The 13,751-nt window shown below is 62.0% G+C and carries 11 protein-coding genes; 7 read left to right on the plus strand and 4 right to left on the minus strand.

Annotated elements, in window-relative coordinates:
• The 5 genes from CH339_RS24695 to CH339_RS12030 form a co-directional block, all read left to right on the plus strand.
• On the plus strand, positions 1-236 hold a 236-nt coding region (locus CH339_RS24695), incomplete at its 5' end, for a hypothetical protein (protein WP_170138505.1).
• Between the two features lie 2 nt (positions 237-238).
• Positions 239-2,131, plus strand: coding sequence for a glycosyltransferase (locus tag CH339_RS12015; protein ID WP_111434602.1), 1,893 nt, complete (start codon positions 239-241; stop codon positions 2,129-2,131).
• Entirely contained in the window at positions 2,128-3,600 is a 1,473-nt protein-coding gene (locus CH339_RS12020) for a hypothetical protein (protein WP_111434603.1), read from the plus strand. The genes CH339_RS12015 and CH339_RS12020 overlap by 4 nt, the downstream gene beginning before the upstream one ends.
• A complete protein-coding gene (locus CH339_RS12025) occupies positions 3,597-4,568 on the plus strand; it encodes a response regulator (RefSeq protein WP_111434604.1) in 972 nt (323 codons plus the stop codon). The genes CH339_RS12020 and CH339_RS12025 overlap by 4 nt, the downstream gene beginning before the upstream one ends.
• Entirely contained in the window at positions 4,540-5,364 is an 825-nt protein-coding gene (locus CH339_RS12030) for a DUF1499 domain-containing protein (protein ID WP_146610163.1), read from the plus strand. Before CH339_RS12025 ends, CH339_RS12030 begins: the two co-directional genes overlap by 29 nt.
• Positions 5,365-5,446: 82 nt before the next feature.
• On the opposite strand, the gene CH339_RS12035 is transcribed toward CH339_RS12030, so the two are convergent.
• The 4 genes from CH339_RS12035 to CH339_RS12050 form a co-directional block, all read right to left on the minus strand.
• A complete protein-coding gene (locus CH339_RS12035) occupies positions 5,447-7,198 on the minus strand; it encodes an ATP-binding protein (protein ID WP_146610164.1) in 1,752 nt (583 codons plus the stop codon).
• A gap of 150 nt (positions 7,199-7,348) precedes the next feature.
• Complete coding sequence (locus CH339_RS12040; RefSeq protein WP_111434607.1) at positions 7,349-8,635, minus strand: O-antigen ligase family protein; 1,287 nt, start codon at positions 8,633-8,635, stop codon at positions 7,349-7,351.
• The gene (locus CH339_RS12045) at positions 8,622-10,295 is read right to left on the minus strand and encodes a GumC family protein (protein ID WP_146610165.1); all 1,674 of its coding nucleotides are present in this window, start codon (positions 10,293-10,295) and stop codon (positions 8,622-8,624) included. The genes CH339_RS12040 and CH339_RS12045 overlap by 14 nt, the downstream gene beginning before the upstream one ends.
• A 147-nt stretch (positions 10,296-10,442) precedes the next feature.
• Positions 10,443-11,057, minus strand: coding sequence for a response regulator transcription factor (locus CH339_RS12050; RefSeq protein ID WP_111434660.1), 615 nt, complete (start codon positions 11,055-11,057; stop codon positions 10,443-10,445).
• A 393-nt stretch (positions 11,058-11,450) separates the two neighbouring features.
• Here CH339_RS12050 and CH339_RS12055 point away from each other — a divergent pair, with 393 nt between their 5' ends.
• Together CH339_RS12055 and CH339_RS12060 are read left to right on the plus strand one after the other, a co-directional pair.
• Positions 11,451-12,797 carry a WecB/TagA/CpsF family glycosyltransferase gene (locus CH339_RS12055; RefSeq protein WP_111434661.1) on the plus strand — a complete coding sequence of 449 codons (1,347 nt, stop codon included), beginning with the start codon at positions 11,451-11,453 and terminating at the stop codon, positions 12,795-12,797.
• Between the two features lie 447 nt (positions 12,798-13,244).
• Complete coding sequence (locus tag CH339_RS12060; protein ID WP_111434609.1) at positions 13,245-13,595, plus strand: VanZ family protein; 351 nt, start codon at positions 13,245-13,247, stop codon at positions 13,593-13,595.
• Positions 13,596-13,751: the final 156 nt, after the last annotated feature.

Genomic DNA, 13,751 nt, shown 5'->3' on the forward strand with positions numbered 1-13,751 from the left:
CGCCCCAGGAACTGGGGCGCGGCGATGTTGCCTTCATCGATCACCGGGGCATCAATCTGGCATTTTCCACCAAGCGCGATCGGCTGATTGAGATTCGGTATCCCGACGACCGAAGCCTGATGCAATATCTTAAAAAGTACAGGCTCGGAATAATCGGTGGCGTCTGGCTGATCGGCAGCATCGGCTTCGTCCTTCTTCTGCGCGGCATCTATCGCGCCAGACGACCGAAAGGCTGACGATGGCGGCTTTGACCGAAAGCGATAGCTGGACGGGCGACCATCTGGTCGAGCAGGGCCTCATCAGCCTTTCCCAGTTCGACCAGGCCAGACGCCTGGCGGAGCAATGGAACGCCAGCCTCATCGATGTTCTGCTCGCCCGCAACTGGATCGACCCGGCCGAGTACTACCGCTCGCTGTCGGAGCGCTTCGACATCGAATTCGTCAGCATTCGCGAGGCGCTGCCCGATCCGGATCTCCTTAAGGAAGACGACGTCTCCGAATACATGCGCGAACTGGCGATGCCCTGGCGCAAGCGCGACGGACGCATCGTCGTCGCAACGGCCCGCCCGGGCCCGGAATGCATCCTGTTCAGCCGCCGGCGCTGGGGACGCGACGTCTCTTTCGTCGTCACCAGCAAGTTCGACATTCACTGGGCCGTCCAGAACGTCTTTTCCGATCAGTATTCGCAACGGGCCGTGTTCGAGCTGGCCGAGCGCGACCCGGTCATGTCTGCCCAGACCGTCTTCACGCCTGCTCAAGTCCTGATCGGCTGGGGGCTGATGTCGGCAGCGACCGTCGGGCTCGCCTTTGCGCCGGTAGCCACCCTGATCGCCATTAATCTTTTGATGTCGCTCTTTTACTTCGGTAATTTCCTGTTCAAAGCAATCCTGATCTGGGCTGGAGGCAGCCACCAAACCGGTCGCACACGGGAGGTCAATGCCGGTGTCCGAATGCTACGGGACGAAGACCTACCAATTTACACCGTGCTGGTGCCGATGTTCCGCGAACCCAATGTCCTCCCGATCATTACCAATGCGCTGAGGCAGCTGGACTATCCGACCTCGCGCCTCGACATCAAGATCGTGCTGGAGGAGGGCGACACCGAGACGATCGACGCGGCAATGGCGCTCGGTCTTGAGGGCATTTTCGAAATCATCCGGGTGTCGCCGTCGGAGCCGCAGACCAAGCCGAAGGCCTGCAACTATGCCCTCAGGTTCGCGCGCGGCGACTACGTCGTCATCTACGATGCCGAGGACAAGCCCGAGCCCGACCAGCTCAAGAAGGTCGTCGCCGCGTTCCGCCAGGCGCCGGACCACATCGCCTGCGTGCAATGCCGGCTGAACTATTTCAACCGCGACGAAAACTGGCTGACCCGCCTGTTCACGCTCGACTATTCGCTGTGGTTCGACCTCATGCTGCCGGGCCTGGAACGGCTCGGCGTGCCGATCCCGCTCGGCGGCACCTCCAATCACTTCCGGATCGAGGTGCTGCGCGAACTGCACGCCTGGGACCCCTTCAACGTCACCGAGGACGCCGATCTCGGCATCCGCATGACGCAGAAGGGCTACGGCGTCTGGCTCATCGAATCCACGACCTTCGAAGAGGCCAATGTCTCGCAGTCGAACTGGATTCGCCAACGCTCGCGCTGGATCAAGGGCTATATGCAAACCTTCTTAGTCCATACGCGGCGGCCGCTCCACCTGGTGCGCACCATCGGCCCCCTAGGCGTCTTGGGGTTTGTGTTCTTCATCGGGGGGACTATGCTGTCCGGTCTTTTGAACCCGATCTTCTGGGGCATGTTCGCCATCTGGGCGATCACCCGGACTACGGGTTTTGACGAATTGTTCCCGCCAGCGCTTCTGTACCTGGCCCTTTTCAACCTCCTCGCCGGCAATGCCCTCATTACATTTATCATGATGCTGGCGCCATTCAGGAGGCAATGGCTTGAACTCGTTCCGTTCAGCTTGACTGCGATCTGGTACTGGGTGCTGATGTCCGCCGCCGCCTGGAAGGCAGCGGTTCAACTCATCACGAAGCCGTTCTTCTGGGAAAAGACGGATCACGGCCTGTCGAAGCAGACCGCGGTGGAGGTCGCTCTCGCGACCGGTCAGACCGAGGAACGGGCGGCATGACCCTCCTGGCCCGATATGCAGCGGTTCTGGTCTTTGCCACCGCGACCGTCCTGGTGCTTGCCTTAGCGCTGTTCCTGCGCGCACACGGCTACACCGCCGCCGGCGAACTCGATCTGTGGGGCCGTACACTGCTCGTCAACGCCGGGGTGATGCCGTTCGAGGTTGCGGCAACGGCGTTTCCGCCACTGCCGCAGATTGCGGCGGTCGGTGCAAACTGGCTAGTGCCCGACCTAGGGCCGCCGGTGTTGTCCATAGTGGTGGCCATGCTCGCGGCCTGGCTCGTCACGTCTTGGTTTGTCATGCTTCGCAACGCGAAATTTGGAATTGTCGTCAGTCTCGCGGCGACAACGTTGCTCGCATTCAACCCGCTTTTTCTTCGCGCCGCGAGCGAGGGATCGGGGTTTGTGTTGCTAAATCTGGGTATTTGGCTACTGGCGCTCGGCCTCTTCAACCTCCGCCAATTCTACCGTGTCAACGATATGATGCTGGTCTCGGTGGCGCTTGTTGTTCTCTCGTTCTCTCACCCCTTCGGTGCCGTGGTCGCAGTCGTCAGCATTCCGTTCCTAGCGCTTTCCGTTCCACCAGATCTCTTGGAAAAATCACCTTCCGGCGTGTATCTCGTTCTTCTCTTCCCACTGGTGTTTGCAATCTTGAGTTTTATCTTTGTTAACTGGATACTCACGGGAGATGCGCTCCACTTTCTGGCACGTTCAGAAACGAGTACGGCGTTCATGAGTGATCGAAACGGTGTCGTGTTTCCATCAAATATGCTGATCGTGGCGGCTGTTGCGGCAACCGGATTCTTCGGTGTGGCTCCGATTGCGATCTTCATGGGCGTGCGGACCTGGACATTGCGGCCGCTGCTGCTGGCAATCGGCGGTCTCTTTGCTACGCTGGTGTCAGCCATCGTTTATGCCGCTCTCCTCGGTGTCGTGCCGCCCCTCGCCCTTGCGATAGGGCCAGCCGTCGTCATCGCGGCGGCTTGTGCAGTGCACTGGCCGCGAAGCCACGATGGTCAGCGGGCGATCATACTGTGGCTGGCGGTCGGCCTTTTCGGTGGAACCGCGATACTCATCGGCGATACATCCTTACAAACCCGGCAATGGCGCAGCGCAGCGTTTGGCCGGGAGACCGCGCCCATTGATCAAGAGCAAGTCTTGTTGGCCGGGATATTGGCTGGCCGGAAGGGCGTTCTTCTGGATGCCCAAGCGGCGCCAGCTCTGATCGCCATGCGCGGTAGCGCTGATGGGCTCTTAAGCCCTGACGCTTTTCCGTTCCGCATGTCTGCACTTCGGCGCGAGATGAATTGGCCAATCGTGGTAGTCAGGAGCAAGATGTCCCCGCACGGCAGCGACCGTGTCGGACGCGCTTTCCCCGAGCTGTTCGACGATGGGGCGCCCGGCTACCGAAAAATCTTCGACGGCTCCACCTGGCGCGCTTATCAGGCGATTGGGGGCAACCGTTCATGAGTGCATCTGCTTCCAGGATTCTGATTGTCGATGATTCAGAGGACTCGGCCGACATCACCGCAGCCTATCTCGAGAACAGCGGATTCCAGGACATCCGCTTCGCCCGCTCGGCAGCCGATGCCTACGCAATGTTAGGTCTGGAGTCGACTGCGCCCGACGCAGACGGTTGTACTTTCGACCTCGTGATCATGGACATCATGATGCCGGAGATCGACGGCATCGAAGCGTGCGCACGCATCCGCCTGAGTCCGACAGGGCGGGACCTACCCATCCTGATGCTGTCGGGTGTCCGCGATGCCGACGCACTCAATCAGGCATTCATTGCAGGAGCCAACGACTTCGTCGGCAAGCCGGTCAGCCAGATCGACCTGACGGCACGTGTTCGGACCCTGCTTCGCTTCAAGCGCGAGCAGGAGCGCCGCCAGCTTCGTGAGGCCGAACTTCAGAAAAGACATAAGGAACTGGAACGTGGAACCCTCGACGGCACGCTCGTCGACCCACTGACCAGACTTGCGACAGCCTCCGTCATAGACGTTACATTGCGGAGCTGTATGGAGACCGGTGTCAGCGCGTGCCTGGCGCTGATCCAGATTGACGAACTTGCCGCATTCCGGGCACGGCACGGCGACGAAGCCACGGATGAGCTGATTCGTAAGGTGGCCGGCGTAATCGCCCGCGTGCCTGCGCCGCTGACGGCGGTTCTGACCGCTTATGAACCCGGCGCCTTCATGATCGTGGAGCCGAACGCCCGCGACGTATCCACCATGCAAGATACATGTGAGCTCGCGCGCCGTCGTGTCGCAGATCTGGAGATTCGCCATGGCAATTCCATCCACAGCACCTTTGTCACCGCATCGTCTGCAGCGTCTTTGGGATTGGCCAATGCGCTCATCGACTTGCCGGCAAATCTCTTGTCCAGATTCCAGCGCGGATGGACCCGTGGCGACACCCATGTCGAGATCGCCTGACCGTCTCGCGTCGGCCACCGTCTTGGTGGGACTGCTGGCCAGCTTTCTGAGTCCCGCCTCCGATGCCCTTGCCGGCGCTTGGACCCTTGAGAAAGGAACCGGGCAGGTCATCGGCACCTTCCTTTATTCGAATAGTCCGCGCGGCTTCGACGATAAGGGTAAGGTCGTCAACATAGATGACTACACGAAGGCGGAATTCTCGCTGCTGATGGAGTACGGGCTGACCTCGGACTTGACGGTTATCCTGACGCCGAGTTTCCGCCATGCCTCCATTGGTGACATCAGCAGCAGCAGCCGACTTGGATATACTGACCTCGGTGCCCGATACCGGATATTCCAGAAGGATGGCACGGTGCTCTCTCTCCAGGGGCTGGCGCGCATTCCCGGGTCGCGCCGGGACGACATCCTCGCCAACGTCGGCAACACAGACACCGAGTACGACGTCCGCGGTCTTTTCGGCCATAGCTTCAAGATCTTCGAAAAGGACGCTTTTGTCGACGCCCAGGCTGGCTATCGCTACCGGACGAACGACCCGGCAAACGAATTGCGCCTTGACGGCACGCTCGGGGTTCGGCCGCATCCCGACTTGCTTTTACTCGCACAGACGTTCAACACGATCAGCGTCAGCGATCCGCAGGGAGTATTCAGCAAGACCCGGGAGCACAAACTCCAGCTTAGTGCGGTCTTTGACATCAACGAGAGCGTTTCGTTCCAGGTCGGCGGCCTCGGTACTGTCCACGGCAAGAACGCGCTGCGCGAGCGCGGCGTTTTTTCCGGAGTGTGGATCCGATTCTGAGAACCGTCGCCAATTCAACTAGCCATCGTTTCGACTGCGCATCGGGGGATCGGTGCCCGCCGGGAACCACAAAGACATTGCCTCAGAGCGAGGCGATCTCGTCGTCGCCGTCCGCGCCCACGTCGTAAGCGCCGGGATCTGGCAGGGATTTCGCTCTCGAAGAAGATGCCGTTTCCATCGGTAGTGCGGGCAGGTCGATGCAGAATGTCGTCCCTTCTTTTTCCACGCTTTCGAAGTCAATCTCTCCGTTGAGATGCTCTACGATCGCTTTGCTGATCGACAGCCCAAGACCGGTTCCGCCGACCTTCTGGGTGTCGGAAGCGTCAGCACGCTCGAACTTGTTGAAGATCCGGCTGCGGAACTCAGGCGGAATACCGGGCCCCTCGTCGCTAACGTAAATGCGCGCACGTCCGCTGCGTTGCGCGATCCGTATCGAGACCTTGCGTTCCGGCGGTGAGAATTTGACCGCGTTGGAAATCAAGTTGACAAGTACCTGGTTAAGGCGATCCGGATCGACCATTGCGGTCAGGTTCGGCGCGGTGTCTTCGACAACGATCTTTGTGTTTCGCTCGGCGCTGTAGCTTCGCGTGGCTTCCAAGGCGCCATCAATGACCGAACGAAGAGCGGTCGGACGAATGTCAAAGGGCATGGCGCCGGATTCGATCCGCTCTATGTCCAATATGTCGTTGATCAGTCGAACCAGCCGGTCGCTGTTTGCATGGGCCATGGAGACAAGGCGCTTGCCTTTGACGGTCAGTTCTCCCGCCCTGCCCATGTCCATAAGGCTAAGCGCGCCGTGGATGGAGGTCAAAGGCGTTCGCAGCTCATGGCTGACGGTGGCGATGAAGTCGTTCTTCATCTGCTCAGAGCGCTTCTGTTCAGTGATATCGTAGAGAAAGCCATCCCAGATGGCGGCGTCGTCTTCGCTCGGATGAAGTCGAGCTACGGCGCGGACCCAAAGGATGTCGCCGCGCGGATGCACGCATTTGGTCTCGAACGCCCACGGTTCGTGGCTTTGCGCGGAATCCGACATAAGCGTAAATAGGCGGGACATTTCCTCTTCCGAAATGAGCCGGGCCAAGGTCTCCGGTTCGTCCATAAAGCGTTCCGGATCGACGCCGAGGATCCGGTACGCGCCGTTCGACACATAATGGAAAAGAAGGGTGTTCTCGCCCATGAGCTCGACCTGGAAAAGCATACCTGGAGCGTCGTTTGCCGTCGCCTGGAGGCGCGCTTGCGCATCGGCATGCGCGGCGACTGCCCAGCGTCTCTGATATTCGCGTAGCACGAGATTGCCCATTAGTAGTACCGTGGCGAAGTTTACCGGGACGAACAATGATGCGGCGCGGAGATATATTTCCGTGGGTGCTGACGTTGTCAAATAAATGACTAACGTTGGGACGATGGCGACGCTCAATGCCTGACAGAACAGATAGAGCTGCGACGGGTCTAGGCCGCGGCGCTGCCGCCACCAGTACCAGATTGCGCTGGAGGACAGCGCAGCGGCCGCTATGCTCAAGGCGCCCGGTACTGCGCCGATGCCGCCGAAATGAAGCCGAAGCAGCACCATCGGAATGGCGGTCAGAACGGCACTGACCGGGCCGCCGAAGGCGGCGGACAGTGTCACCACGGCATTGCGCGGATCGGTACGCACGCCTGGAATCAATTCCACCGGTGTGGACATCACCACGAGACCGATGACCGCGAACATTCCGCCGAACGCCAGACTGTGGCGCCAGAAGGAACGCTCGAGACGCTCGCCGACAAACGCCAGGAACATGATGGCAACAATAATGACCGAAGCGCTTTCGACCATTGTAATGATGGCATTCATGCTTTCCTCCAAAGTATAGAGCACGCTGAAGGCTCAGATCCTAACGCGGCGTGGCACCTCCGTCGAACCGATCCCGCCGGAATTACAAATAATAACCCTTAATAAAGAATCGCATTCCGAGTCGGTTTTGGAGATAACGCGAGCAAATTTCTATTTTGAGGTCTTTGACGGGCTCGACAGCTTGTCCCGTTCCAGTTCGCGGGCGTGTATACCGAGCAGAAGCAGGGCCGGCCACAGGAGATAGACCTCGATCTCGATATTCTCGCCAAAGCTGAGAATGATGAAAACGAGCACGATACCGAGCGGAAGCCGTCCGCGCCCGCCTTTGACCGCATCCACTGCGACAATCCAGAACTGCCAGACCAGCGGCACCAGGAAGGCGGCGAACCCGACCACCCCTTTCACGAACAGGAGCCCGAACCAGGTGTGATGGCTGCCGATGGGCATGTGCTCCACGATGTGCGGGCCCGGCTCCACCGTGCCGTGGCCGAACCAGACGGCCTCGTTCTGCCAGCGGTCATAGGCAATGCGCTGCAGCGTCTCGCGCACCCGGGTACTGTCGGCCCGGGCGCCCTTGAAGGTGGCGATGCCGTCCTCCACGAGCTGCAGCAGCATCGTGCCGAGCGCCGCCATGGAGGTGGCGACCGCGGCTGCCGCCTGCCAGGCCATGCTTTTCGCCAAGAGCGGCATCATGCGCGGGCCGACGGTGCACACGACCACGGCGACGAGGCTCATGCGCGACTTGGAGAAGACCACCATGGCGAGCCCGGCTGCGATGCCGACGGCCATCCAGAAGCGGTTGCGGTCTTCCAGCGCAAACAGGATCATGACGACGCCGAGCAATCCCGCGAAGGGAGACCATGGCGCATAGAACTGCCAGCGCGGCGTCCAGCTCGACGGGTCTAGGGTGTAGAAATAGACCGAGAAATATTCCGGCCCCGGCCCGCCGACCACCTTCAGCGGCGAGACGAAGATTTTTTCCGGCAGCCCGGCAAAGGGCGCAACGAGCAGGATCGGCAGCAGAAGGAGGGTGCATAGCCCGACGATGCACTGGCTCCTGACGAGAACCTCGCGGCGGATCTTCAGAACGGCACCGGCGAACGGCACCAGGGCGACCATCGCCCATCCCTTGGCCCAGCCGATCGACGACTTGATCGTCTGGCCGGTGCCAAGACCCCAGTCGATATGGCCGGCCCAAAGGGCGACGAGCATGACCAGCATGCCGCCGATCCAGCCCCAGATGATCGGCGGCACGGTGCCGGTGGGCCTCAGGTCCGAGCGCACGCTGGGACCGAGATAAAGGGCGAGAAAGCCGAGGCCGGCCAGGCACCAGGAAATGACCGGCCCGACCACATAGAGCGCGCCGAAAGCGTAGAAGAACCACGTCAGCGTGATCGTCCAGAAGACGAGGCTTTCTGGCAGGTTACGCGGTGGCATTGTCCGGCTCGGCGCCGTCCTCGCCCCGTGTCAACAGCTTGTCGATCAGGGGACGACGTATCCAGGTCAGCGTGAGGCCCATCAGGAAGAACAGGGACGCGGCACCGGCGGCGCCGAGCGCGATCTTCTTCTTCGGCGAGGACGGCTCCCATTCGATTGTCGGCTGCTCGACGACCTGCACCATCGGATAGGACGCAAAGACGTCGTTGCGCGTGGTGTTCATGCGCGCCAGGGCGGACGCGAACACGGCCTCGGCGACCTTGTAGTCGCGGTTGAGGCTGTCTAGGCGCGAGACCGTCTCGATGAGGTTGCGCACGCGCTCGCGGGCGGCCTCGTGCTCCGTCTTCAGCGTTTGCTGGCGGGCCGCCAGGCCGTCGCGCTTGGTCACCAGGTTGACCAGTTGCGCCAAGAGGGCGGAGCGCTGGCCGTCGGAGGACGGGTCGACGTGCTCCCACATGGTATCGACGGAAAGCCCCGTCACGGTCCTGGCCCGTTCGTTCATGCGCAGCCGGGCGCCGAGCAGGTTGTTGCGGACCTTGACGACCTGCGGATGGTTCGGCCCGAACCGGCCGTCGAGGCTGGAAAGCTCGGCCGACGCCTTGGCGGCATTGGCCGAAATCGCACCGAATTCGATATCGGCATGGAGGCGCAGCATGGCCGAGGCGTGGTCGGCGTCGACCCTCAGCATCCTGGAAAGGGCCTCCACCTCCTGTTCGGCCTCGCGCAGTTCGGAGGTGGTGGTGACGATCTGCTGGCCGAGGTTTTCCACCATCGTCACCAGTTCCAGATGCTGCTGGGCACTCGCCAGGCCGGTCTCGGCCTGCAGCTTGCTGATCTTGACGCGAATGGCCTCGACCTCCTCCTGGTGCTCGCGCACGGTGTCGATCGTCGAGCCCTCCCGGCGTGCCATCTCGTCGCCGCGGAGCTTGTCAAGCTCGCCGAGGAAGGCGGCGAGGACAGCCTCGGTCTTCTTGGCGGCGCCTTGCGGCGAGGCGCCGGTCATGGTCACGCGGATGAGGCTGGTCTGGTCGAGAAGCTTGATGCGCGGCCGGCCGAGGTCGCGCACTTCCATGTCGAGAGATGTGGCCGCACGAACCAGCACACGGCGCGATTCCATCAGGCTCTTGTAGGTGACCGTCGGACTGATCGCCGAGCTGGAATAGGGTGAACTGGCGGAGGTCGAGGCCTGGCCGATCTCCGACAGGTTGACGGAGCTGGATGCCCCGGCGCCCGGCATGATCATCGCCGCCTCGGACTGGTAGCGGAGCGGAGCGGCCGACAGGTAGAGAATGACCGGAACCCAGATGGCGACCAGCCCGCCGAAAATGACGACGGCGTAACGCGGCATGCGCTGGAAGTCCCCTACGCGGCCGCCGCGCAGCAACCGGGCGGCGGAAAGGGCCGACACTGGTGTGCGGACTAGTCTCGGCAGGAAGCGGCGCAGGCTGAGCGTATGGCCGAGCAGTCTGGAGGCTTGGCTGCGCAGTCGGGGCGCATAGCCGCGAAGTCTTGCGGCGCCGGCGCCGATTTGCGCGCCGAGGCGTGCCTTCCACGGCCCCGCCGCCTCCGCCTCCACCGACGGCGCAGACGTTGCCGGCGCGGCGGCATCTTCGTTGCTGGGGTGGTATCGGCCGTTCGAAAACGTCGCGTGAACATTCATGACTCTGTTTCCCTGTCGCGACACTTGTTTATTGCAAGGCGGCCGCTGCCGGCGGTGTGCAAAGGGGCATCATCCGTCTCTTCCGGTATCGGACCTATCCTTTGGGACAGGTCGCCGGCATCGTCCGGGCAGGGCGCGCGGCGCGCGCTAGCACATGCCCGCATCCTTGGCGATCATCGCCGCCTGGGTCCGGTTGCGCGCGTCCAGCTTGCGGCACAACGTCTTGACGTGGAGCTTGACCGTTACTTCCTGCAGGTCGAGCTCGCGCGCGATCTCCTTGTTGGACGCGCCGCGCATCAGGCCTTTCAGCACCTCAGACTCCCGCTTGCTCAGCTTGGGGGCCAGCGGGTTGTCGTCGTCCCCGTCCTGCGCGCGCATGAAATCGATGGGAGCGTATTGCTCGCCGGCCGCCATGAAGCGAACCGCATGGATGAGGGATTTGGCGGCGAGCGTCTTCGGCAGGAAACCGGCGGCGCCGGCGGCTAGCGCCTCTTCGGCCACCGACCGGTTGGCGGTGCCGGAGATGATGCCGACCGGATTGCCCATATTGCGGTCCTTGGCGTGGGCGAGGCTTTCCAGCCCCTCCATGCCCGGCATGTTGTAGTCGAGGATAACGAGATCGTAGGGGCCCTCGGTGTCGATCTTGGCGATCGCCTCGCCGAAATCGCTGGCGGTGGACACCCGCACGTCGCCCTCGCGCTCCAGAAAGGCGCAGATCGTATCGCGCACGAGTTCGTGATCGTCGGCGATCAGAATGTGCATCAGCGTCACCCCTTGAAGGCGGCGGGTTCCAACGGGATCCGATGCGCGCCTTTGCTATCGCGCGTCTAACGCCGGCAATTTCCGCGGTTGCGAAAAACGCGACAAACGCACATTTGCTCTACTCCTGATGGATACTATCTCAGAGCGTCCAACGAAAGGTTAATCGGGGCGCCTGCGATCCGGCCGTGAGTCTCCTTGGAGTCTTGGCAGCGCCGGCAACAGCAAAGCGACGCCCGCGACGGCCATCCGAAAGGATAGGTTTTTACTCCTTCGGACGTTCGACTGCCCTTACGCCCAGTTCGCATATGCCACGGATGCTTCGACTGTCCCGCTGCGCGCGTTCTTTTGCGTCCGCCGTCGGTATTCTCCGATTAGCAAATTTTGGAGGCCAACATGAACGCTCTGCAAAAGATCCGTCTCTTCTCGCTCGACATCGTCAACGCGATCGCAGAAGACGCGCTGGAACAAATGCTGAAGCCGGGTGCGCGCCGCACCGCCGCCTTCGTCAACGCCCATTGCGTGAATGTTGCGGCCAAGACGCCGGTCTACACCTGGGCCCTCAAAAAGGCCGACTTCCTGCTGCCGGACGGCTCCGGTCTGCAGCTCGCCGCCAAGCTCCAGGGCCAGCGCTTCGTGGAGAACCTCAACGGCACCGACCTGTTCGTTCCGCTGTGCCGCAAGGCCGCTGCCCGCGGCCTGTCGATCTACTTCCTCGGTAGCGCCGACGGCGTCGCACACAAGGCGTCCGAAGCGGCTCGGCGGATCGCCCCCGCGCTGAAGGTTGCCGGCACCCACCACGGCTACTTCTCTTCCCGGGACGAGGATCGCATCATCGACGACATCAACGCGTCCGGCGCCGATATTGTCCTGGTCGCCCTCGGCGTGCCGCAGCAGGATGTCTGGATCGCCCGCAACCGGCACCGCATAAACGCGCGGCTGGTGATGGGCGTCGGCGCCCAGTTCGACTTCTGGTCCGGCCGCGTCAGCCGCGCCCCGCGCGCGCTCCGCACCGTCGGCATGGAGTGGATGTGGCGCCTGGCCATCGAACCGCGCCGCATGTTCACCCGCTATGTCGTCGGCAACCCACAATTCATGCTGCGGGCCTGGACGGAGGCACGGTCCAAGGGCGCCATGCCGGCGGTCGATGCGCGTGGCAAGCGTGCCCTCGACCTTCTGGGATCCTTCGCGGGTATCTTCTTCTTTGCCCCGCTGATGATGATGATCGCGCTCGCCATCAAGCTGGAATCGCGCGGCCCGGTGTTCTTCCGGCAGACGCGGATCGGCCGCGGCGGCCAGCCCTTCACGGTGCTGAAGTTCCGCTCCATGTACCGCGACGCTGAAGCCCGACGGGCCGCACTGCTGGCCCAGAGCGACCGCGCCGGCATCTGCTTCAAATCCAAGAACGACCCGCGCGTCACCCGGATCGGCCGCCTGTTGCGCCGGTTCTCCCTCGACGAACTGCCGCAGCTGTTCAACATCTGGCGCGGCGACATGGGCATCGTCGGCCCGCGGCCGGCCCTGCCGCAGGAAGTCGAGGCCTATCCGCCGGAGGCCCGCGAGCGCCTCATCGGCAAGCCGGGCCTGACCGGTCTGTGGCAGGTCTCCGGCCGTGCCGAGATCGGCTTTAACAAGATGATCCACATGGATAGCGCTTATGTGCGGTCCCGCTCCGTCTTTCTCGACATCGCGCTGATCACTCTAACCGTCCGGGCCGTCTTCACCGGACGGGGCGCCTACTGAGAAGAGGCGTCACTCCCAAGAAGACCGTCTTCCTGCATGCCCAACTTTCGCTAAATTCTGGCGGAAAGCCACGGTCGCTCCTGCGCCGTGGCTTTTTCTTTCTTTCACGGCCTGTCGTGATCTCTCCGGGCACGCAAACGCGGGCAAGGCGCACTGTCGTCGCCATATTCGTTTCCCGGATCAAGCTATGCTGGAATATTTCGTCTCATAGCCAAGCTATTACATAGTAGTTATCGGCCTAAATCTGCGTTTTTCGTCGCCGTGGCCGGAATCAATAAATTTTTTCCGGTGTTCTGCACAAAGTTTTAAGAGACAATATGGCAGGTGTGGCTCGGAGGCTGATCGTATTCGTGCCTCAGGCAAGCAGGCCCGGCGCCGTACTCCACCTGGCGCCGGGCTCTACGCAACCCGATACAGGGGGGCGTGTCCACTGGCAGGACTCGACAAATGCGCGACGCGATGCGGTTACCGGTTTTCCTTATGATCCTTGGTGCGGACGCCTGGGCGGTCATGCTCGCGTTCATTCCGGGCGTCAATCTTGGCCACAACGGCGATGTCGCTCTGCATGTCTTCGGCACCTTCCTCAACGCGGCCGGCTTTGCTTTCGTCTTTGGCAACCCACTCGCCGCCGCGCTGGCGACGCTTGCCTTTTCCGGCTGGATCGAACTGGTGCAGATGTGCATTCCCTGGCGCACCGCCTCGATGACGGATTTTTACGCCAACGTGATCGGCGCGCTCGCCGGGGCGACGATGATGGCGCTGCTCCAGGTCGGCAAACGGCATTTGCGCCCCTTGTGAAAGAAGATGCTGGACGGGAAAGTCGTACCGGTCTTGAATATCGCTCCACCGGCCTGAAAGTTTGGCCCGACATGACAACGCCCGCGGGATTTCCGCGGGCGTTGTCACGTCTTATGTGTCGACGGTATTGGGAATCGCCGGTGCTGGCGCTGGTTG

Source organism: Rhodobium orientis (assembly GCF_003258835.1).
In the GTDB taxonomy this organism is placed as follows: Bacteria; Pseudomonadota; Alphaproteobacteria; order Rhizobiales; family Rhodobiaceae; genus Rhodobium; species Rhodobium orientis.